At 46.1% G+C, this 21,249-nt stretch carries 14 protein-coding genes and 15 tRNA genes; 11 read left to right on the top strand and 18 right to left on the bottom strand.

Annotated features, from left to right (window positions below):
* Positions 1 to 47: 47 nt before the first annotated feature.
* Positions 48 to 725 carry a hypothetical protein gene (locus AT705_RS16580; RefSeq protein WP_058797412.1) on the bottom strand — a complete coding sequence of 226 codons (678 nt, stop codon included), beginning with the start codon at positions 723 to 725 and terminating at the stop codon, positions 48 to 50.
* A gap of 310 nt (positions 726 to 1,035) precedes the next feature.
* On the opposite strand from AT705_RS16580, the gene AT705_RS16575 reads away from it, so the two are divergent.
* A complete protein-coding gene (locus AT705_RS16575; RefSeq protein ID WP_082669021.1) occupies positions 1,036 to 2,616 on the top strand; it encodes an L-lactate permease in 1,581 nt (526 codons plus the stop codon).
* On the opposite strand, the gene zigA is transcribed toward AT705_RS16575, so the two are convergent.
* The 4 genes from zigA to AT705_RS16555 form a co-directional block, all read right to left on the bottom strand.
* Complete coding sequence (gene zigA, locus AT705_RS16570) at positions 2,613 to 3,824, bottom strand: zinc metallochaperone GTPase ZigA (protein ID WP_058797410.1); 1,212 nt, start codon at positions 3,822 to 3,824, stop codon at positions 2,613 to 2,615. The genes AT705_RS16575 and zigA overlap by 4 nt on opposite strands.
* A gap of 55 nt (positions 3,825 to 3,879) precedes the next feature.
* Positions 3,880 to 4,323: a TraR/DksA C4-type zinc finger protein gene (locus tag AT705_RS16565; protein ID WP_058797409.1), complete on the bottom strand. Its 444-nt coding sequence runs from the start codon at positions 4,321 to 4,323 to the stop codon at positions 3,880 to 3,882.
* 692 nt (positions 4,324 to 5,015) lie between these two features.
* Positions 5,016 to 7,340, bottom strand: a complete 2,325-nt coding sequence (locus AT705_RS16560) for a PAS domain-containing hybrid sensor histidine kinase/response regulator (protein WP_058797408.1) — start codon at positions 7,338 to 7,340, stop codon at positions 5,016 to 5,018.
* A gap of 475 nt (positions 7,341 to 7,815) precedes the next feature.
* Positions 7,816 to 8,331, bottom strand: a complete 516-nt coding sequence (locus tag AT705_RS16555) for a hypothetical protein (protein ID WP_058797407.1) — start codon at positions 8,329 to 8,331, stop codon at positions 7,816 to 7,818.
* 162 nt (positions 8,332 to 8,493) lie between these two features.
* Here AT705_RS16555 and AT705_RS16550 point away from each other — a divergent pair, with 162 nt between their 5' ends.
* Together AT705_RS16550 and nth are read left to right on the top strand one after the other, a co-directional pair.
* Complete coding sequence (locus AT705_RS16550; RefSeq protein ID WP_058797406.1) at positions 8,494 to 9,540, top strand: helix-turn-helix domain-containing protein; 1,047 nt, start codon at positions 8,494 to 8,496, stop codon at positions 9,538 to 9,540.
* Between the two features lie 42 nt (positions 9,541 to 9,582).
* Positions 9,583 to 10,266 (top strand): endonuclease III, encoded by a 684-nt coding sequence (gene nth, locus AT705_RS16545; RefSeq protein WP_157576816.1) that lies wholly within the window; start codon positions 9,583 to 9,585, stop codon positions 10,264 to 10,266.
* A 52-nt stretch (positions 10,267 to 10,318) separates the two neighbouring features.
* On the opposite strand, the gene AT705_RS16540 is transcribed toward nth, so the two are convergent.
* The 9 genes from AT705_RS16540 to AT705_RS16500 form a co-directional block, all read right to left on the bottom strand.
* Entirely contained in the window at positions 10,319 to 11,899 is a 1,581-nt protein-coding gene (locus AT705_RS16540) for a methyl-accepting chemotaxis protein (RefSeq protein WP_058797405.1), read from the bottom strand.
* A 213-nt stretch (positions 11,900 to 12,112) separates the two neighbouring features.
* Positions 12,113 to 12,188 (bottom strand) — tRNA-Glu (locus AT705_RS16535).
* Between the two features lie 76 nt (positions 12,189 to 12,264).
* Positions 12,265 to 12,340 (bottom strand) — tRNA-Glu (locus tag AT705_RS16530).
* A 68-nt stretch (positions 12,341 to 12,408) separates the two neighbouring features.
* Positions 12,409 to 12,484, bottom strand: a tRNA-Glu gene (locus AT705_RS16525).
* A gap of 152 nt (positions 12,485 to 12,636) precedes the next feature.
* A tRNA-Glu gene (locus tag AT705_RS16520) sits at positions 12,637 to 12,712 on the bottom strand.
* Between the two features lie 151 nt (positions 12,713 to 12,863).
* Positions 12,864 to 12,939, bottom strand: a tRNA-Glu gene (locus AT705_RS16515).
* A 68-nt stretch (positions 12,940 to 13,007) separates the two neighbouring features.
* A tRNA-Glu gene (locus AT705_RS16510) sits at positions 13,008 to 13,083 on the bottom strand.
* 68 nt (positions 13,084 to 13,151) lie between these two features.
* Positions 13,152 to 13,227: transfer RNA gene (locus AT705_RS16505), tRNA-Glu, on the bottom strand.
* Between the two features lie 72 nt (positions 13,228 to 13,299).
* Positions 13,300 to 13,375, bottom strand: a tRNA-Ala gene (locus AT705_RS16500).
* Between the two features lie 647 nt (positions 13,376 to 14,022).
* On the opposite strand from AT705_RS16500, the gene AT705_RS16495 reads away from it, so the two are divergent.
* From AT705_RS16495 to AT705_RS16460, 8 genes are all read left to right on the top strand, one after another.
* Positions 14,023 to 14,098, top strand: a tRNA-Val gene (locus AT705_RS16495).
* A 135-nt stretch (positions 14,099 to 14,233) separates the two neighbouring features.
* Positions 14,234 to 14,309, top strand: a tRNA-Val gene (locus AT705_RS16490).
* A 68-nt stretch (positions 14,310 to 14,377) separates the two neighbouring features.
* Positions 14,378 to 14,453, top strand: a tRNA-Val gene (locus AT705_RS16485).
* Positions 14,454 to 14,567: 114 nt separating this feature from the next.
* Positions 14,568 to 14,643: transfer RNA gene (locus AT705_RS16480), tRNA-Val, on the top strand.
* A 112-nt stretch (positions 14,644 to 14,755) separates the two neighbouring features.
* Positions 14,756 to 14,831, top strand: a tRNA-Val gene (locus tag AT705_RS16475).
* A gap of 40 nt (positions 14,832 to 14,871) precedes the next feature.
* A tRNA-Val gene (locus AT705_RS16470) sits at positions 14,872 to 14,947 on the top strand.
* Between the two features lie 40 nt (positions 14,948 to 14,987).
* Positions 14,988 to 15,063: transfer RNA gene (locus AT705_RS16465), tRNA-Val, on the top strand.
* A 561-nt stretch (positions 15,064 to 15,624) separates the two neighbouring features.
* On the top strand, positions 15,625 to 17,259 hold the full coding sequence (locus AT705_RS16460; protein WP_058797404.1) for a response regulator: 1,635 nt from the start codon (positions 15,625 to 15,627) through the stop codon (positions 17,257 to 17,259).
* A gap of 20 nt (positions 17,260 to 17,279) precedes the next feature.
* Here AT705_RS16460 and msrB read toward each other — a convergent pair whose 3' ends face one another.
* From msrB to zipA, 4 genes are all read right to left on the bottom strand, one after another.
* A complete protein-coding gene (gene msrB, locus AT705_RS16455) occupies positions 17,280 to 17,735 on the bottom strand; it encodes a peptide-methionine (R)-S-oxide reductase MsrB (RefSeq protein WP_058797403.1) in 456 nt (151 codons plus the stop codon).
* A gap of 170 nt (positions 17,736 to 17,905) precedes the next feature.
* On the bottom strand, positions 17,906 to 18,391 hold the full coding sequence (locus AT705_RS16450; RefSeq protein WP_058797402.1) for a DUF2919 domain-containing protein: 486 nt from the start codon (positions 18,389 to 18,391) through the stop codon (positions 17,906 to 17,908).
* Positions 18,392 to 18,435: 44 nt separating this feature from the next.
* Complete coding sequence (gene ligA / locus AT705_RS16445) at positions 18,436 to 20,457, bottom strand: NAD-dependent DNA ligase LigA (RefSeq protein ID WP_058797401.1); 2,022 nt, start codon at positions 20,455 to 20,457, stop codon at positions 18,436 to 18,438.
* Between the two features lie 81 nt (positions 20,458 to 20,538).
* The gene (gene zipA, locus AT705_RS16440) at positions 20,539 to 21,246 is read right to left on the bottom strand and encodes a cell division protein ZipA (protein ID WP_058797400.1); all 708 of its coding nucleotides are present in this window, start codon (positions 21,244 to 21,246) and stop codon (positions 20,539 to 20,541) included.
* Between the last annotated feature and the right edge of the window lie 3 nt (positions 21,247 to 21,249).

The raw sequence follows: 21,249 nt of genomic DNA, 5'->3' as shown, positions 1-21,249 counted from the left end.
CACAGTGGGCACAACTCTAAGCCCACCATACATCACAGCCATTAAAGCTAGTCGCTGTTTGCTGGTCGCCTGATCATCATTAGTCTTTTAAGCAACACACTGCTGCCCAGCACATCTGTGATTTGATTGTACCAGTTGGTGAACAAGACCCTGATCACCCAGTAGAAAAGTACACCTATCATCAGATATATCAGCGCATTACTGTCTATGAAATCCGGCCACCTGTCTGACGTATTGGCCGAGAAAGACATCACCGCACCTAATAACGCAAAACACGCTCTCCACGTATGCCTGACCATGCGGTGCTTGCCGCTGAGCCCACCACTTAATATCATTTTGGCATCCAGACACGCAGCCATCGCAGCAATCACCGCATGAAGGGTAAATATGGTTTTGAAAGTTGCCGAAAGCTCGGTGGTGGTATACACGAAGTAAAACAGGTCAAAGCTGATGTAGATTATCACCAGCATTGCAATGAACTCAAAAGCGCCCACTGAGCGCTCTTTCCTCAACACAACCGCCCAGGCTGTTGAGCCATAGTACAAAGTCAGTAACGCCATCGTCAGACCGCCATTAAACAATGCAGCACTACCCGCCATGATTAACATAGACAAGAAAAATAGATTTCCGGACCATCTGTGTCTGGTCGTTCCTTTGGCAAAACTCAACGCGCCTATGCCAAACAACAATAAAAATGACCCAGCAATAATATGCAACGTCAGCATGTCGCCTCCTTGTTGTATCTGATACCTGTGAGCATTGCTTTTGTGCGCCGTTGCTCGCCAAAGTCAGGAGCTACACAAGCCTTCCCTGACTAAAATTCATACTAACAAGACGTATGTTAATCGAGTACATCAATTGCACGATAAGCCCAAATGAAGTGTTACAAACCATTACATTTATGTCTTACCTGACCCATTTGTTTGCGCAGCTTGCCTGCGTTACCTCTAGAACAAGTCATGCAAACTCCATATATTCAGTGTCTTATTGACGTGCTAAGCTCACTTTATTAAGCAACGGATATGTAAATCTCTGATGACGCTGCCGCAACTACTCACGGCCCTGGTGCCAATCCTTAGCGTGTTTCTCTTGCTGGTATTATTTCGGTTGCCTGCGAGGCAAGCTATGCCATTTAGTTTACTGCTTAGCACTTTATCCGCTTATTTTGTCTGGCAAGTTCCCTGGCAACAAATCTCAGCCGCCGCGCTGGAAGGTTTGATCATCGCACTAACCATAATATGGATTGTTTTCGGGGCAATCTTTTTACTGAAGGTGCTACAACACACCGGGGCTATCCTCACCATTAAACACGGTTTCGCCCGGATCAGTCCAGATAAACGGGTACAGCTGATTATCATTGCCTGGTTATTTGGCAGCTTTCTGGAGGGGGCAGCCGGATTTGGTACACCCGCAGCCATCGCTGCGCCTTTGCTGGTTGCCCTGGGGTTTACGCCGCTGAGCGCAGTGGTACTGGCACTGGTAGCCGACTCCAGTGCGGTCTCATTTGGTGCCGTTGGTACACCGGCGATTGTCGGAATTGGTCAGGGCGCCGCGAGTATTGATTACACACAGGTGAAGCACATTGCACTAACCGCCATTGGTATTGATATTGCTGTTGCAGCCCTATTACCTTTGATTTTAGTTATGCTGTATTGTCGCTTTTTCAGCGACGCCCCTAGCTGGCGGTCCGGGTTTGCGATGGCGCCTTTTGCGCTATTCAGTGCGCTGGCTTTTACCCTGCCCGCGTATAGCGTCGCCTGGTTATTGGGGCCAGAGTTTCCCTCTGTGCTGGGCGCTATGGCTGGGTTAGCTATTGTCTGCCCCTTAGCGCAAAAAGGGTTTCTATTGCCTAAACCTGAAAACACAACAATATCAACGACGTCGAATACTGACACTCCTTCATTGAGCCTGAGCAGTGCCTGGTTGCCCTATGTATTAGTTGCCGCATTGCTCGTGCTAACCCGGATCCCCTCATTGCCGTTCAAGGCCCTTCTACAAAACGTTCAGTTTGAATGGGCCCATATCCTGGGATCAGCCATTTCAGTTAATGTCATGCCTCTGTACCTGCCTGGCAGTGTGTTTGTCGTAATCGCGCTTTTTACCTTGTGGTTTCAAGGCGGCACGGTGTCACACTTTCGTCTCGCGCTGCAAAACAGTACCAGTATGCTATTGCCCTCTGTCATCACACTGAGCGCAGCCGTGCCTATGGTACGCATCTTTCTTCACTCAGAAATAAATGATGCAGACCTGCCTGCCATGCCAATGGCACTGGCTGAATCTGTTGCGTTACACTTGAGTGACTTTTGGCTATTGATTGCCCCCCTGGTAGGTGCGTTAGGGGCGTTTATCGCGGGCTCGGCAACCTTTTCTAACCTGATGTTTGCCAGCTTTCAGCAAGCATTGGCAACAGAAGCCGGGCTGGATATGCAGCTGGTGCTGGCACTACAAATGCTCGGCGCGAATGGTGGCAATATGATTGCGGTAGTCAATGTGGTGGCAGCCGCCAGTGTCGTCGGCCTGCATGGCAAAGAGGGCGATATTATTCGCTACACCCTAGTTCCCATGCTTTATTACTGTCTGACGGCCAGCCTGATTGCCTGGTTGGTTTTTGTTTAGTGTTCCCAGGAAGGGAAAGGATCCGGCAGCGTTTTCCACGCTTGCTGGCCTTTTAGCACGTCTTCTTCACTCAACAAACACGCGTTCAGGCGGCGGATAATGTCTTCTTTATCCAGCCCCTGACCAATAAACACTAATTCCTGGCGCATGTCACCAAACGGCTCAACCCAGTGCTCTTCAATGGCAGCAATATATTCCGGGTCTTCTGGCCACTGATCTCGTGGTACGGCTTTCCAAAATAATCCTGCCGCACCATGTCTGGCAATCCCCCCAGCCTGACTCCAGCTACCGGCAAAATGAGGCCGAGTTGCCAGCCAGAAAAACCCCTTTGAGCGAATCAGCTTACCGGCCAGCTCGTCACTATGTAAAAAGTCATAAAACTTTTCCGGATGGAAGGGTCTTCTGGCACAAAAGGTAAAACTGCTGATACCAAATTCTTCCGTTTCCGGAATGTGCTCGCCCCTGAGCTCTTTGAGCCAGCCGGGTGCCTGCTGAGCCTTTTCAAAACTGAATTTTTTGGTATTTAACACCTGTGCCAGAGGCACTTTGCCATGCGCCATAGGTATTTGCTCAGCATCGGTATTAAGCGTACGTAAAATGCTTTGCAAACGTTTAAGCTCAGTACCTGAGATCAAATCTGTTTTGCTGATCAGCAGTACATCGGCAAATTCAACCTGCTCAACGAGTAAATCGGCCACACTGCGCTCATCTTCCTCACCCAAGCTCTCGCCGACATCCTGCAACGCCTCAGCCCTATCGTAGTCGTTCAGAAAGTTCACCGCATCCACAACTGTGACCATGGTATCCAAAGTGGCGATGTCAGATAAACTTACCCCCTGTTCATCTGCAAAGGTGAAGGTTTCAGCCACGGGCAATGGTTCAGAAATGCCGGTTGATTCAATTACCAAGTAATCATATTTACCCGACTTCGCGAGCCGATTAACCTCTTCAAGCAGGTCTTCTCTGAGTGTGCAGCAGATGCACCCATTACTCATCTCAACCAGTTTTTCCTCGGCCCGATTGAGACTCACTTCATTCTGAACCGTCGCAGCATCAATGTTGATTTCGCTCATATCATTGACAATAACGGCCACTTTTAGCCCCTCCCGGTTACTCAGAATATGGTTCAGTACCGTGGTTTTTCCTGCCCCCAGAAAACCTGACAACACGGTTACGGGCAATATATTTGATGTATTTAACTTAGCCATTGCTTGATTACCTTACACAGTTTTTGACGGTAGATTTGTGTGGGTTCTAGTTCTGTCAGGCATCTCTGTCTTTAACGTACATGTGCTCTTTCAGTTCAGAACACAGTTTTACGTCAGCGCATAATTCAGCCGTGGGCCTTGCCAGTAAGCGGGCAATGCCGATCGGCTCACCCGTTTCCTGACAATAGCCATACTCATTGAGTCGGATCCGCTCCAGCGCCTGCTGAATTTTAGGTAACAGCTTTTGCTCACGGTCAACAATGCGCATCAGGATCATGCATTGCTCCTCCCATGATGCTCTGTCACTCAAATCAACCAATTCAGGCGGATCCATTATTTGTGCTTTGGTGTCGCGAATACGCGCTCTGGTAGAGTCATGTAACTCAATCAGATATTGTCTGAAAAATGCCAATTGTTCGGCATTCATATAATCGGATTCAGGTGCTGCCAGAATTTGCTCAGTTGTGAGCGTTGAGGGAGTGGAATTAAGTGCTTGCATAAAGGTGCCTTGTCAGAACATTGAACTTGACAATGTTATATTATAACAAAGCGATACATAAAAGGGTCTCTTGATAAAATTTATTTCAGCGCGATATCATGTCGCCTAAGTAAGTTAATAGAGTTTTGCACTACAGGCTAAGACAACGTCAGTCGATACGTAGCTCATTTGCCAGGACATATGATAATTTAGCAAAGTTATTTTTGCCTGAATCACCGTGCTTTCATCCCTTATGAACTGGATCAGCACTTGTCGCAGCAGGGCTTTGTCTGAACTGATTGCGCCCAGAAGCTCCAGGGCGCTGAAACGCCCATTGTATTTCTCACTCCCTCCGGATCACCTCGTCGATGGATACGAGCACGCTAGTCAAACAGATGTGACCATAAAACAGGTGACATACGACCAGAAACAAACAAGCCCCACCGGGAGACTATGGCATTGATTTATCAAAAATTTAGCTAGAATACGACTCGGAAGTATTCAAAATACCTATATCATTTCAACATCATATTAAAGGATGTAGAGCCACCTCCTGTAATCAGGAAAGCGGACGCCAGGCTCGAGGTATAATCATTTACTCTACACTCATTTTTATTATCAATTAGCATTCGACTAAAAGTTAAAGCTCTTTAGTGCACAGACTTCATAAGCATGGGCGTCTACATCAAAGTGAAAGTTGTTTACACTGAATTTTATTCAAAGAACGTTGTAATGACCTTATAAAAAGCATCTATATCAAGCGGCTTAGAAATACATGCACTAAAGCCTTCATCAAGGTATCTTTCAACGTCATGTTTTAATACATTAGCTGTGAAAGCAACAATGGGGGCATTGAAGCTTTTTTGCCTTAACATCCTAAAAGCTGTAATGCCATCCATCACCGGCATTTGAATATCCATCAACACAATATCAGGACCGTGCTTAAGGGCCATATCCATCGCTAACTCGCCATTTTCTACTTCAATGACATTCGCTTTACTAGGAGCGAGCGCCTTTTTAATGATAACTCGATTAATAGTATTATCATCGGCAACCAGAACCGTTTTATTTTCCAGGTTGGGGCACTTCACAAGTGTCGGGTTACTGTGCACCACTGTTCGCTCTTCACTTTTTTTAAGCGGTAAAAACACCCGAAATTCAGTACCAACCCTTTCCTTACTTGCTACCAATAACTTTCCGCCCATTTGAGCCACCAGAGATTGGGTAATAGACATTCCGAGCCCCGTACCGCCGTACTTTCTGGTAGTAGAGTTGTCGGCCTGAGAAAACCTCTGGAACAAATTATCTATCATCTGTTGCGACATGCCTATGCCCGTATCTTTTATCACAACCGAAATACCTGAACCGCCATTGTTAACCTCTTCGGGCGCTGCATAAATTGATATTTCACCACTTTCTGTAAACTTCACAGCATTAGATACAATATTCAGGATAACTTGTTTGACTCTAACTGGGTCACCTAACCAGGTATCCCATAAATTATCAGCATAAGAAAAGGTGAGCTCCACCTTATCTTTGTTTACAGTTGGCATGACATCGCTTAAAACCGACTCTATGGTATTGCGCATACTAAAAGTGATTTGCTCAATTTTTAGCTCGCCTGATTCAATTTTAGAAAAGTCCAGAATATCGTTGATGATAGTTAGCAAACACTCACATGAAAACAATGATTGATTAACTAATTCCCTCTGCTCAAATGGCATTTCGTTGCGACTTAATAACTGTAAAGAGGCATACACTCCGTTCATTGGCGTGCGAATTTCGTGACTCATATTCGCCAGGAAATCTTTTTTGGCTTGGTTAGCCGCATCGGCCTCTTTTTTAGCTTTGGCTAAACGTTCAATGTTTTCCTTTTGCTGTGTTATATCTGTTCTAATTGAAGTGAACCCTACCACTTCATTACGAGTATTTAAGTTTGGAACAATTGTTGTATCAACCCAGTAAAATGTGCCATCTTTTGCACGGTTTTTTACCTCATCATGCCATACATTCCCCGCCAAAACGGTTCCGTGCATTTTTTGCCAGTAGGATTTGGGTTGATTACCTGAATTTAAAATATTATGTTTTCGCCCTAAGAGCTCCTCTTTGGTATACCCGCTTATCTTTTCAAATTGTTTGTTGACGTAGGTGATATTTCCCTGAATATCTGCAATAGATACTAGTGAATGCTGGTCTAGCGCAAACTTCGCGGCCTCAGCCTGCTGTTTAGCAATAGCAATTTGTTCTAAATGTTCTTTTTGATGCGTGATGTCTGTCCGTATCGAGGTAAAGCCAACCACCTCATTTTTCGAGTTATAATTGGGTACTATGGTTGTATCTACCCAATAAAACTGTCCGTTTTTCGCTCGGTTTTTGACTTCGTCTTGCCATACCTGACCGGATAACACGGTTCCATGCATTTTTTGCCAGTAGGACTTGGGTTGGTTTCCTGAATTTAAAATACTGTGCTTTCTGCCTATTAACTCTTCGCGTGAATAGCCGCTTACCCTGACGAACTGCTCATTGACATAGCTAATTTTTCCATCGATGTCAGCCATAGGAACCAATGAGTGCTGATCTAACGCAAATTTAGCAGCTTCCGCCTGTAGCTTTGCGATTTCGAGCTGTTCTATCGTTTCTTTTTGCTTCGAAATATCAGTTCTTATCGAAGTAAAACCGATAACTTGTTTGTTACTATCAAAGTTGGGCACAATCGTGGTGTCTACCCAGTAATAATGCCCGTCTTTCGCGCGGTTTCTTACTTCATCATGCCAAACGTGTCCTGACAGCACTCTGTCATGCATGGCTTTCCAGTAAGCCTTGGTTTGCGCACCCGAGTTTAAGATATTGTGTTTTTTCCCCAGGATTTCTTCTTTCGAATAACCACTAACCTGACAAAACAAATCGTTAACGTAAACAATAACCCCCTCTAAATCGGTTACCGATACCAGCGAGTGTTTATCAAGTGCATATCTGGCTGACTCTAAGTTCAGCGAAGATGTTTGTCCGCTAAGCAGGTAAGCCTTTTTTTCATCCATAGATATCTAAGAAGAGGCGGGTGATTGCATAACGTGAGTATAGTTCTAAAGTACGAAATGACTATGCTTTTAAAGCAAGAATTTCACCTCACAGGATCTACTCTAACAATAGTTCGGCTGGCCCCCCTGTGCTTGAGGGTACGCCAAATCTCAAAGGATCGCACTGTGTGAACAAGAGCGTGGCAGCCGAGGAAGAGAAGCAGGAATAGAGGTACCAAAGTGTCATCGCTTTTTAATCAAAACTTGCTATGCCAAACCGCTTTCCCGAACTCCTTCGTATGGTCATTGTATTGTTGAAGGCCTCTGTCAGTTTCAACAAATAAGGTTGTTGTTCGCCCAAAGCCTGTCACGATCTTTGCTCACTATTAGCCCAGCGACTATTCATTCTATCTCCGTTGCCCTATAGCACCCGGAAACATCGTGGGGACAGTTATACGTACCACCTCGATATCTCCGGTTTTGCTGACTTATTCTGCTATGAGTTCTTATCATTAATTTGCTTCTTGCGTCTCCATGGCTCAATAGGCAGAGTAACGTATCTCCACCAGATATACTTCCATGGGATCAAAACAATCAATACACATATACCAATCATTGATGATTTTGCGTTTACGATACCCGGAACATCCTGACCTGCGAGAAATGGTGGCAAAGCGACAACAGTCAGCCAAACGAGTTTCCAGGCAATTTCATAGATCATAATAGGTAAAAAGGCTAAAGGGCGAAAAACACCTCCAATTGCCAATACAGCCAACGTTACCAACATCGAATGTCCTAGTCCTCTCCAGTTGTTCCACTCAGAAGCTCCCTCCAGTATGTAGTTCAATTGCTTTGACCCCAATACAATGACCATTGCAGCAAAAATGATCCTAAGCCCCCAAGTTTTCCACAACGGTACAAACGGAGCGTCCTTTTCTATAAAATCACACATGCTGTTAATTTTATTGTTTATGTTATTAGATTTACTCTCTGTGGATGAATTATTTTGCATGGCAACACCTCGTTTTCTAGAATTCACCTCTATGCTGCCATGCATGCGAGTTCAAGGAAGATCGAATTTGAAAATCGATGCACGAAAGGACGAAAAATAAGAAGATTCTCGAAAAACATTGGAATTAATGTAGAATCACAGCAGGAATAGGGGGAGTAAACATTGGACCTGCTGAGCATCGCGCAACTATTTGTTATTTTACTTAGTCTGGTATTAGCTGCGATTCATTATCATCTGCGAAGAAGCCATGTATTGCATATAGTTTTTGCCCTGTTTTGCGCCTCCTCGTCTATGCACCTTGGCTATAAACTGGCAGGTAATTATTGGGCCCCTTATCACCACCTGATAGGTGTTTTCGGTTTTGCTACCTGCAGCGGTTACTGGTTATTTTCCCGCGCTTTTTTCCGTAAAACGAACCCAATCAATCGTCATCACCTCCTTTTCGTCGGCTTACTAGGGGTATGCCTGATATTACGGCACCTGCTGCGCTTTTCTGAGAAAATGTGGCTGCTGGATAACGATTGGCTCCCTGCGCTAACAACCGTTTTATCGGAAGCCATTGCCTTATTATCTTCTGGTATGCTCATTCTCGCTTTTTGGGAAGGCTACCGAGTCTTGCAAAGTACCATAGCCATATACCGTAAAATGGCTGGAATTTTCCTCACCTCATTTGTGATTAGCTGTGCCAGTGTCATGCTATTTGCAGCTGCACTGCCAGCTGATTTACTGGCTGGAGAGGGACGAGACTGGCTTGTTGCGTTTGCCTATATATTGATATTAATCAGCACACAAGGATTGATCCGATACCGTCAGCAACAGTTTGATCAAAAAGTAAAACGTACTGATTCGTCTGTTCAGGAAGAAAATGCGCTTGCTCATCAAATACATGCTTTGTTGGTTAAAGAAAAACGCTATTTAGAGCCAAGTTTGCGAGTTGCTGATATTGCCCGGGAGTTAGATGTTCCCGAATATCGAATTCGCACGATTATGCTCAACCATTTCAATGCCAAAAACTTTAATCATTACGTTAACCAGATGCGTATTGAACATGCCAAAACGATATTAAGTGCACCAGATAAAAGTGACTGGCCTGTACTGGTTGTTGGGATTGAAAGTGGCTTTGCTTCTGCCGCGCCCTTTACACGCGCATTTAAGGAGTTTGCAGGTTGCACACCTGGGCAGTATCGCAAGCAACAACTTACAACCTAAAAACATCAAAACATCAAAACATCAAAACATCAAAACATCAATATGAATACACCGATTTCAAAGACAGAAAAAGTACAGGCCATCATAGATATTTTGGACGAATTGTACCCTGCCCCCCCCATTCCTTTAGATCATAAAGATCCATATACTTTGCTTATCGCTGTTTTACTGTCTGCGCAGTGTACTGATGAGCGCGTAAACCAAATCACCCCTAAGTTGTTTGCCCGTGCTGACAACCCGTATGATATGGTGAAACTGACAATTGATGAAATCAAAGAAATAATTAAGCCATGCGGATTATCACCGATGAAGTCCAAAGGGATCTGGCATCTCTCAGATATGATCATTAAATTGCATGATGGAGCAGTTCCTCAGGATTTAGCGGCCCTTGAAGCTATGCCTGGTGTTGGCCATAAAACCGCCTCTGTTGTTATGTCACAAGCTTTCAATGTGCCAGCCTTCCCCGTTGATACACATATTCACAGACTTATGTATCGCTGGGGGTTAAGCAGCGGGAAAAGTGTTGAACAAACCGAGCGCGACGCTAAAAGGTTATTCCCCAGAGAGAAGTGGAACGACCTCCATTTGCAAATTATCTACTATGGCCGGGAGTACTGTCCCGCGCGCGGCTTTTCGCTCGATAAGTGTGTTATTACCCAGCAGTATGGACGCAAGAGCTTCATCAATGAAGTCCTGAAAGAACAATCCAGAAAAGGCAAAAAGTAAACTCACAGAGAGGGAAAAACACACAGGCTCCTGGCGCCTGTCACCAAAAAGCCTAACGACTTAGCCTCAACAGAAACTGATCAACCAGTGCCGCCTGGTCGGCCAGTGCTTGCTCTGTGTTTTTCATCGCTACTGTAGTTGTCTCTGCACTTTGCATTGAGGCATTCGCAAGCCCGGAGATATTCACGGCTTTATCGTTGATCTCATTACTGGCACCCGACATTTGGTCAGTCGCAGTGGCTATTTCGTAATTCAGTGCAGAAATATCTTTTACCATATTCTCTATCGAGGCCAGGTTTTCTCTCGTTTGCTCAGCCAGGGCTACGCATTCAGTCGACTTCTCAACTCCATTTTGAATCGCCGCTACAGCGCGCTCAGCCCGTTGTTTGAGCCCGGCCACGATGTCATCAATCTCTCTGGTCGAATCCTGAGTACGCTGTGCCAATGCCCTTACTTCATCAGCCACTACAGCAAACCCTCTTCCCTGCTCACCAGCCCTGGCCGCTTCTATTGCCGCATTCAGAGCTAGCAAGTTAGTCTGCTCCGAAATATCACGTATCACGTCCACCACTCCCCCAATATGCACGGTTTGTTCATTTAGCTCAGCAATATCACGCTGAGTGCGGCTCAACTCTTCGCATAAAGCATGGTTTGTTTGCATACTGGCCTGCACCACAGAGTTCGAATCCAATACTGAGCGCAAAGCCCCTTCAGAGCGGTTCGCTGCATCACTGGTATTGCCCGCAATATCAGAAATCGCAGCGGTCATTTCGTTCATCGCTGTCGCCAAAGAGCGAGTTTGACTTTGTTGCTCCTGTAATAGTTCGGTATTGCTGTGGCATTCTGACACAGTTGCTTGTGCATGCTGGTCAACAAGTTGACTGGCATCCTGAACCCTGCCCAGTACAGCGCGCAGTTCGGAGCCGCGTGCCAGCAATGCCAGCTCAATGGCCGCGACGTCATTCACTTTATTAAGGTAAATTTTTTGCATCAGGGGATTATCGTAAACTAGTTTGGCTTTTTTGCTCAAACGACGCACCGGTGACAACCTTTGATAAGTTAGCGTAAGCACGCCAACGAGTAGTAATGTCTCCAGGATATAGTTCCATGGTGCAGGTAAGCTGGTAAAAATCATGCTTAATACATAGGACACCAACAGGATCAACATCATTTGAGCTGACAAAGACATAGATGAACGCGTCAATTTTGCCGCACCAATCCCCTTATCAAGTTGCTGGTAAATGTTTTCAGCACGTTTCACCACCTCCCGCTCGGGCTTGGTTCGCACGGATTGATACTCGGCAGTTTGACCAAGCTCATCATTGATTGGCGTCACATAAGCATTGACCCAGTAATGGTCTCCATTTTTACAGCGATTTTTTACTATGCCCATCCAGGGCTTGCCTGACCCGATGAATTGCCAGAGATCTTTAAATGCGGCTTTGGGCATAGTTGGGTGACGTACCAGATTATGTTGCTGCCCTTCCAGCTCATCTAATTCGAAGCCAGCAACGTCACAAAAGCTTTGATTCGCGTATGTGATCCGCCCTTTTGTATCTGTGGTAGATAAGAGGTTATAAGAGACCGGATAATCATTTTCTTTATCCGTATAATCGGTACACCTTTTGGCCATGATACTCACCTAAAAGACGCGATACTAACCCATTTTTCCGAGGTGAGCTTGTTAATAAAGCCTTAACTTTGTTTTAAATCAAACAATTCAAGCAAATGAAATATATGAAAAAATTCATTTTAACATTGAAAATAAAGAAACATGGGAGAATAAATCTAATGGGATATTTTTAAGATGAATTATTAAAAACAATGGAATTACTAAAGATAAGAATGGCGTCCCCTAGGGGATTCGAACCCCTGTTACCGCCGTGAAAGGGCGGTGTCCTAGGCCTCTAGACGAAGGGGACGCAGGTGTTGTTCCTGTGTCACTAGGACTGGCTATTTAGACTCTCACCATATGAGTTTGATACTTACCTGAGTAAGTGGCGTCCCCTAGGGGATTCGAACCCCTGTTACCGCCGTGAAAGGGCGGTGTCCTAGGCCTCTAGACGAAGGGGACACTGAATGTGTCACTAGGACTGGCTATTTAGACTCTCACCATATGAGTTTGATACTTACCTGAGTAAGTGGCGTCCCCTAGGGGATTCGAACCCCTGTTACCGCCGTGAAAGGGCGGTGTCCTAGGCCTCTAGACGAAGGGGACAAAAAGTTTGCTTATTGAAGCACCGCTTCAATAATTTTTTGTTAGCGTGAAAGTCGAGCCAGAGAGACCGAACTTCCTTTAACAAAATCTTTTGTCACTAGGACTGGCTATTTAGACTCTCACCATATGAGTTTGATACTTACCTAAGTAAGTGGCGTCCCCTAGGGGATTCGAACCCCTGTTACCGCCGTGAAAGGGCGGTGTCCTAGGCCTCTAGACGAAGGGGACAAAAAATTTGCTTATTGAAGCACCGCTTCAATAATTTTTTGTTAGCGTGAAAGTCGAGCCAGCGAGACCGAACTTCCTTTAACAAAATCTTTTGTCACTAGGACTGGCTATTTAGACTCTCACCATATGAGTTGATACTTACCTGAGTAAGTGGCGTCCCCTAGGGGATTCGAACCCCTGTTACCGCCGTGAAAGGGCGGTGTCCTAGGCCTCTAGACGAAGGGGACACTGAATGTGTCACTAGGACTGGCTATTTAGACTCTCACCATATGAGCTTGATACTTACCTAAGTAAGTGGCGTCCCCTAGGGGATTCGAACCCCTGTTACCGCCGTGAAAGGGCGGTGTCCTAGGCCTCTAGACGAAGGGGACACAGAATGTGTCACTAGGACTGGCTATTTAGACTCTCACCATATGAGTTTGGTACTTACCTGAGTAAGTGGCGTCCCCTAGGGGATTCGAACCCCTGTTACCGCCGTGAAAGGGCGGTGTCCTAGGCCTCTAGACGAAGGGGACACAACATTTCGAAGTATGGCATTCGAAGCCACATCCGAACATTATATCACTAGGACATGTTTACACTAGGTTTGGTGGAGCTAGGCGGGATCGAACCGCCGACCTCTTGCATGCCATGCAAGCGCTCTCCCAGCTGAGCTATAGCCCCTCACCTATTCACAATGAAACGTCACCGCTGCATCGCTGAGTGCGGGGCGCATTCTATGCATCACAGAAAACAAAGTCAACACCTTTTCAGCAAGTTTTTCTCAACTGCTGCAAAAACACCCCGAAAGAACAGAATATAAGCGAAAGTCTGGGTGCAATCAATAGAAGTCTATGTTTTTGCTCAATTTAAAACCAGTTAACCCTATCAAACACAAGTCATGACACTTCCCCACCAGTATTTGGAGGTCACTTTTACTCATATCCTCTAAAACTCTCACCAAGTTGTAATGCAATTAAAAAGCGCATATGAATGCCTCTGCAATGCAACAAGTGATTTGAGCTGAGGCTCAAAGAAACTCAGCACATAAATAAGTTTTTCAAATTTGCCCGACAACTCACCCCCTCTTTAAATCAACCCACAGCCTGATCTCCCCCACTGCTCCCGATTCTATTTCTATCACTTTCATAAGATATCTAGGCTTCATATATTGTCTGGACATATAATGAAGGGAAATACCCAAAAAATGAACGGGTGAACATAAAAGAAGCATACAGATAAAAAAACAGGATTTTGTGTTGACTCCTTTGAAAGGAAACATATAATAGCGCCCCACAACGACACGGCAAGGTGTTGTTGGTTTCGAATGTGGGTTGTTAGCTCAGTTGGGAGAGCATCGCCCTTACAAGGCGAGGGTCACTGGTTCAAGTCCAGTACAACCCACCATTAATTGGTGAACTTTGGTCGATGCAGCACCGCGCTCATTCTTACCAAGGTAAGGGTTCTGATTTAAGGTCAGTAAACTCCACCACTAATTTGGTGAAAAGTCACTATAGTCATTCACATTTGAAACAGCGTATTGGGTTGTTAGCTCAGTTGGGAGAGCATCGCCCTTACAAGGCGAGGGTCACTGGTTCAAGTCCAGTACAACCCACCATAATTTAAGTGGTCTAGCTAGATTAAAAATTATGGCTCAATACGCACAAAGCAGAATATACAAGTTATGGGTTGTTAGCTCAGTTGGGAGAGCATCGCCCTTACAAGGCGAGGGTCACTGGTTCAAGTCCAGTACAACCCACCATTAATTGGTGAACTTTGGTCGATGCGGCATCGCGCTCATTCTTACCAAGGCAAGGGGCTGATATAAGGTCAGTACAACCCACCATAACTTTGAATGCTGCTGTAAATTTAAGATGGGTTGTTAGCTCAGTTGGGAGAGCATCGCCCTTACAAGGCGAGGGTCACTGGTTCAAGTCCAGTACAACCCACCATTAATTGGTGAACTTTGGTCGATGCAGCATCGCGCTCATTCTTACCAAGGCAAGGGGCTGATTTAAGGTCAGTACAACCCACCATATTCAATTCTTGCCAAAATAATACTCTGGGTTGTTAGCTCAGTTGGGAGAGCATCGCCCTTACAAGGCGAGGGTCACTGGTTCAAGTCCAGTACAACCCACCATTTCCTCGGAAATACAGAGTATTTACCTGCATCAATGCATGGGTTGTTAGCTCAGTTGGGAGAGCATCGCCCTTACAAGGCGAGGGTCACTGGTTCAAGTCCAGTACAACCCACCATTTCCTCGGAAATACAGAGTATTTACCTGCATCAATGCATGGGTTGTTAGCTCAGTTGGGAGAGCATCGCCCTTACAAGGCGAGGGTCACTGGTTCAAGTCCAGTACAACCCACCATCATCTAAACACTATCATCTAAATTCCTTTTTTATATCGTACTCATTGGTCAATGCCACATCGCACTCAATCCTGACCAAGGCGAGCATTACCGATTCAAATCCAGTACAACCCACCATCATATAAATTCCTTTTTTATATCGTATTCTTTGGTCAATGCCACATCTCGCTCATTCCTAACCAAGGCGAGCATTACCGATTCAAATCCAGTACAACCCACCATCATATAAATTCCTTTTTTATATCGTATTCTTTGGTCAATGCCACATCTCGCTCATTCCTAACCAAGGCGAGCATTACCGATTCAAATCCAGTACAGCCCACCATCATCTAAATTCCTTTTATTTACCTCGTGTACATTGATCGATGCCACATCGCGTTTATTCCTAACCAAGGCGAGCATTACCGATTCAAATCCAGTACAGCCCACCATCATCTAAATGCTATGTTCCCGCTATTTTCTCTGTTTTCTTATCAAGCTTTTTAATCCTTATGTTTCAAAAGAAAAAATAAACGTCTAGACTAAAAGTATGCAGAATTTATTCCTTTATCTTTTACTCTATGTCTGTTCAACCCTTTGTAAATGCAAAAATTTTGATCGTGGAAGAACAGCAGCTGGCGCTGAGCTACATTAAACAGTCGCTGGACCAACTGGCTTACAAAAACGTCCAGTTTGCCGAAAACGCCCAGCTTGCAAAGGAAAGCTGTATCCATCATAAATTCGATTTAATTATTTGCTCTTTTGATCTGAGCAAACGTCAAAATGGTTATCAGCTTTATGAGGAGTTGATTAAAAAACGCCTGATCCGCCAAAGCACCGGGTTTATTTTCACCTCCGCCGAAACCAGTCCAGAATTAGTTCACAGCATCGTTGAGTTGCAACCAGATGACTTCCTGGTGAAGCCTTTTAGCATAAAGGAACTTAAAGCGCGTATTGAGCGGGTGTTAAAGCGTAAACGCAGCCTTAAGGCGCTCTATAACCTGCTTGACGACGAAAACTACTCTAAGGCACTCAAACTAATTAACTCTGAACTTGAGAGCGGTGAGCACGCTTACAGCCCGATATTGCTAAAGCTTAAAGGCGAGACGCTGTTAAAACTTAAGCGGTTTGACGAAACCAAACAATTCTATCGCTCCGCACTTGAGCTGCAAAAGTTTACCTGGGCCAAACTGGGTTTAGTCGAAACCCTGATTGCAAATAATGAAGACATCATGGCGCAAAAGATGCTCAAGTCACTGATAGAAAAAAGCGAAACCCGACTTGCCGCATTAGATCTATTGTCTCGCCTGGAGCTCAAACTCAACCAATTCGAAGAAGCACAGGAGTCATTGGTAAAAGCCTCTCAGATTGCACCGCGTAATATTGAGCGTCAGAAGTCCCTCAGTACCGTTGCACGTATTAACCATGATTATGAATGCAGTTACAATGCACAAAAAGAAATCGCCAATTTTGCCCGCTTTTCAATTCATGACAGCCCTGAAGTCTATTTGAATGCAGCTCGAGCCGGCATTGACTTTGCACTCAGCACAGATCAGCATGACCAGATCACCCGTCTCACCCGGCAAACACAGCAATATCTGAGTGATCTCAAAAAGCAGTTTCCCAATGCCAACAACCAGACTCAAATTGACGTATTAAATGCACGACTTCACTATCTGAAAGATGAACATACCAAAGCGCGACAACTCATGGAGCAGTTGGAAGATGAACCTCAAATACGTTCGGTTGATGCAGCTTTAGATAAAGCCAAAGCCTTTCACGAATTGGGGTTTCAGCACAAAGCAGAAGCGTTGTTTGGCCAAATAATTACGCACTGCGAACGCCACCAGCAGCAGAAAGATCCAACTTTAATGCATCTGCTTCAGCAACAACAAGATGAACGCAAAAACATTACAATGGGGCCAAAAGAGCTCAATAACCATGCTGTAAAACAGTTCCAGAAGGGGCAGCTAGACGTGGCATTAGAAGCGTTTACACAGGCATTCAGAGTGATGCCTAAAAATGCCAGTATCGCACTCAATTTACTGCAATGCCTGGCCGATGCAACTGGAAAGAAAGCCACCACATTTAACTCTAATCTGGCAGAAAAATGCTATAAAACACTTAGCACAGCGCAACTTGAACCAGAGCAGCAAGAGCGTTTCGACAAGCTACAAGCCCAGCTGGCAGAGATGAACCTGGACTTTAAACCCTAACCAAAAGCGCCCCAGTTAAGTTAGTGGGTGCCTTCTTCGTGTTTTTTCAACGCCAGTGCATTGACACAATAGCGTAAACCACTGGGCTTTGGCCCATCCGGAAAAACATGTCCAAGGTGCGCATCGCAGACATTGCAAACAATCTCCACTCTGTCCATACCATGAGAGCGATCCAGCCGATAAGCGACTGAATCTGCACAATATGGCTGCGTAAATGAAGGCCAGCCTGAGCCGCTATCAAACTTTTCTTCCGCATCAAATAGCAGCTGTTCACAACAGGCACAGTGATATTTACCCGGTGAAAATACGGTGCAGCTTTGCGAGCTAAATGGACGCTCTGTACCGCGGTTGCGGGTAATGTGAAAAACAGAAGGTTCCAGCAATGCCTGCCATTGCATCAGGTTTTTTTCTACGCGCCTGGGGGGTTGTGGATTGCCGTTATCTGCGAACTGCAGTATATCTCGCCAAGTTAACATGTCTCTTTCTCCGCTTGATGTAGAGTTACTCCATATTGGCAAACACATGAGATTTGTCTTATTGTTATAGAGTCACACAGCCAGTCCGGATCAGACTAGCGTGTTATTTTTACGCCAATATGAAAGCCACGATCGCCCTAATGTTTAGTTGTTAGCCCGTCAGCGTCAAGTCAATTATTTTCAGGTTCAGGCCAATCCCCAAAAAAACACGTTAAGTATCGGCTTTTGAGCAAATACAAAATTACCCAGGACACCAACACAGCCTGAATGGCCAGATAGAAAGAAAATTGATACTGCGCCTGAACAATTTGCATCCCTAACCAGGTCAGGTCAAGGCAGGCTGCCAGTAGTAGTGGCCAGCGCATATAACGCCAGAAACTGGCTAGTTTGAGAGAACTCGTTGGCCTGCGTAATGAAAACAGCACAGTCGGGATGAGTGCCAGGCTCGCTATCATGACTGCCACAAAGAAGTGCTGCTTTGAATGGAAAAACAATGACATGAGGTCAAGATCAGGACGCCATGTAAGGGCTGAAACCAGCCACAGAAAGAAGGGTCTGAGCAACACTAACAAAGTCAGGTTAAACCCTACAGGCGTGCGATATACCCCATATTTATCCCAATACTCGGGTCCATACCCTGCCTGTAACTTGCTCATACCACTTCTCTCATTCTGTGGCAGGCCAGTAGCCTGCCAGTTAACTACCCCTGATGTGAATCAAGCAGTGCAATCAGCGCCGCCTCATCGAGGATATCAATCCCGAGGTCCTGCGCCTTAGTCAGCTTAGAACCCGCTTTTTCGCCTGCAACGAGTGCATGGGTATTCTTTGACACGCTGCCGGATACTTTGGCACCCAACGCCTGCAATCGTGCCTTGGCGTCATTGCGATTTAGCTGACTCAAAGTACCTGTCAGAACGTATGTTAAACCAGCAAGCGGTTGCTCACTTTCTTCCTTCGCCGCAATATCAGGCCAATGCAATCCCTGCTCTAGCAGGTCACTCACCACTTTCTGGTTGTGAGGCTCAGAGAAGAACGCATGGATATGCTGGGCGACCACTACGCCAACATCGCTGACTTCCTGTAGACTTTCAATGGAGGCATTCATCACGTTTTCAAGCGTCAAATAATGATTCGCCAGGTTTTGTGCCGTGGCCTCACCCACTTCTCGGATCCCAAGTGCATACATAAACTTGGCCAGAGTCGTTTGTTTCGCTGCCTGCAATGCCGCAACCAAATTTTTCGCTGATTTCGGGCCCATACGCTCCAGCGACTCAAAGTGTCCCTGACGCAATGTGAATAATTCGGCTGGCGTCGTGATCAACTCACGCTCAACCAGTTGCTCGACAATCTTGTCACCCAGTCCATCGATATCCAACGCCTTACGCGAAGAAAAGTGTTTAATCGCTTCTTTACGTTGCGCACGGCACACTAAGCCACCAGTACAACGCGCAACCGCTTCCCCCTCTACCCGCTCAATATGGGAATCACACACCGGGCAGGTAGCCGGGAAAGTAATCTCACGGGCATCCGCAGGCCTTTTGTCCAGTACTACCTGGGTGATCTGCGGGATCACATCCCCGGCACGTCGAATGATGACAGTATCACCAACTCTTACGCCCAAACGTTCAATTTCATCCCGGTTGTGTAAGGTCGCATTAGAAACCGTGACTCCCCCAACGAATACGGGCTCGAGGCGCGCTACCGGTGTAATAGCGCCGGTTCGCCCCACCTGAAACTCGACATCCAGTAACTGCGTCAACTCCTCCTGTGCGGGGAATTTAAACGCAATGGCCCAGCGCGGCGCACGTGCGACAAAACCGAGCTGTTCCTGAAATGGCTTATGGTCAACCTTAATCACTACACCATCTATTTCGTAAGGCAGCGCATCACGCTCAGCCATGATGGCCTCATAATACTGATAAGCCGCACTGGCGCCTGTTACCCGCTTTGTCTGCGGGCACATTGGCAAGCCCCACTCTTTCAACTGTTGTAGCTGAGCATAATGAGTATCGGCCAGCTCAGCGCCCTGTACGACACCCATTGAATAGGCGTAAAACATCAGTGGCCGCTTAGCGGTAATTTTAGGGTCCAGCTGACGCAGGCTTCCTGCAGCAGCATTACGCGGGTTAGCAAAGGTTTTTTCGTCGCGTTGCGCTGCGGTTTCATTCAGGCGAGCAAACCCCGCTTTGTCCATAAAGACTTCACCACGTACTTCCAGCTCTGCGGGAATATCATCGCCACGCAGGCGCAGTGGAATATTGCGGATGGTCTTGACGTTTTCGGTAATATTTTCACCCACCTGGCCATCGCCGCGTGTTGCAGCCTGGACCAGCACACCATCCCGATAAAGGATAGAGACAGCCAGACCATCCAGTTTAGGTTCACAACAGAAATCCAACTCTTCATTGTGCAGCAGACGTTCCTTAATGCGGCGATTAAAAGCAGTGAATTCAGCTTCATCAAATGCATTATCGAGCGACAACATAGGGACCTGGTGGGTGACCTGTTGAAATTTACTCAACGCTGCACCCCCTACTTTCTGAGACGGTGAGTCTGGGGTTACATAGTCAGGGTGCTGAGTTTCCAGCTCGATCAGGGCACGCATTACACGGTCATATTCTGCATCGGGTACCGTTGGCTGATCCAAGACATAATATTGGTAGTTATAGGCTTCCAATTGCTGTCTTAATTCTTTGATTTGTTTGCTGATAGTTTCTGACATTACAACCTCTTAATAACACAAAAAGCCACGGACCCGGGTCCGTGGCTCTGTCGCGTTTGAGCCCGAAGGCAGCTTTAACGCTTATACGGTATATTCTCGTACCTTTTCAACATAGGCACGGGTGGTATTCACAGTGAGTGGCTCTCGATTGCTATCGAGCACACTGGCACCAAATTCATCGGCGAGTTTCTTCGCGGCACTGTGCAGCATATTGAACGCTGCCATGCTGTCACCTTCACACGGCAAGGTCATAAACAGACTCACGCCACCGGTGCTGAATTGTTCCATATTGTCGATATCGAAGGTGCCCGGATTGTACATATTGACCAAACGGAACAACACCGGACCATTGCCGGATGATTCAACATGACGATTAAAAAAGCCTTCATCAGAGTACTTAAAGCCCAAGCTTAATACACAAGGTAGCAGCTTAGAGCCCGCCATGGTTAACCCTTCGGGCATATCAATATGCAGAATAATAAAGTCCTGTGGCGCAGTTTCCTGCGGTGCTTCCTGCTGCTCAGTCTCCGCTTGCTCGGTCGCTTCGGTATCGGCTTCAGCAGAGGCCGGTTGCTTATCCTCATCAACAGCAGAAAAGCTCATTTCGCCCAGCTGAGGCTCTTCTTCGTGCTGTGGCGTGGGGGCCGTCTCCGGCTTTTTTGCGGGTGCGGGGCTATCGGTGGTGTCCTGGTTCTCTTTTTTTCTCACCGACCATAAGCCATGTATCAATAATCCACCAATGATCAGTGCACTGATCACGATTAATGCCCATCTTAATTCTGTGGCCATTGC

The sequence above is a fragment of the Pseudoalteromonas rubra genome (genome assembly GCF_001482385.1).
Taxonomy (GTDB): Bacteria; Pseudomonadota; Gammaproteobacteria; order Enterobacterales; family Alteromonadaceae; genus Pseudoalteromonas; species Pseudoalteromonas ardens.
This window is presented reverse-complemented; position numbering and strand designations above follow the sequence as displayed.